Origin of the sequence: Streptomyces sp. SID14436 (assembly GCF_010548465.1) — a bacterium.
Taxonomy (GTDB): domain Bacteria; phylum Actinomycetota; class Actinomycetes; order Streptomycetales; family Streptomycetaceae; genus Streptomyces.
Genome location: NZ_JAAGMD010000522.1, coordinates 1 through 822, shown reverse-complemented (window position 1 = coordinate 822; position 822 = coordinate 1). Strand labels below are relative to the sequence as shown.

General features: G+C 77.7%; 1 protein-coding gene. It reads left to right on the top strand.

Translation table 11 applies throughout. From position 1 onward, the window contains the following. Positions 1–822: SDR family oxidoreductase (locus G3I53_RS18000; RefSeq protein ID WP_164438558.1), on the top strand; the 822-nt coding region annotated here is incomplete at both ends.

The following is an 822-nucleotide window of genomic DNA, read 5'->3' as shown; positions in this document are numbered from 1 at the left end:
CACCGGCCAGGACCTCCTGGGACGTACGGTCCTGGTGGCGGGGGCCAGCAGCGGTATCGGCCGGGCCGCCGCCCTCCATCTGGCGGGGCGCGGCGCGGACGTGGTGCTGGCGGCGCGCCGGACCTCAGCGCTGGAGGAGGTCGCCGCCGGCGTCGAGGACCGCGGCCGCCGGGCGTGGGCGCTGCGCTGCGACCTCTCCGACGCCGAGGACGCCGCATCGCTCGGCGAGCGCGCCTGGCGGACGGCCGACGGCGTCACCTCACTGCTGTACGCGGCCGGGCACCTGGGCTTCAGCGCGGTCGGCGGCGACCCCGCCTCCGCCGCCCGGACCTTCGCCGTGAACCTGCACGGCTTCGTCGCGGTCACCGAGTACCTGACGGCCCGCTGGCGGGACGAGGGGACGGCCGGCGCGGTGGTCGGGGTCTCCTCGGTCAGCTCCACGCTCAGCCCGGTCGCGGGGCTGGAGTACTACGGGGCGAGCAAGGCGGCGATGGCGCAGTACATCCGGTGCCTCGCGGTCTCGCTGGCCCGCCACGGCATCCGCGCCAACTGCGTGGCCCCCGGCATCATCGAGACGCCGATGGGTGACGCGGCGGGCCCCGAGCACCGGCGCGGCTGGATCAGCCGGATACCGGCCGGACGGGTCGGCGACCCGCGTGAGGTCGCGGCCGTCCTCGGCCATCTGCTCAGCGGTTCGGCCGCCCGGACGACCGGTGCGGTGCTGCGCGCGGACGGCGGCTTCGGCCTCGGCGACGTGGCGCCGCTGCGGCCGGGCTACCCGGAACCGGCGTCCGCCCAGGCCGCGCCGTCGGATGCCGCGCG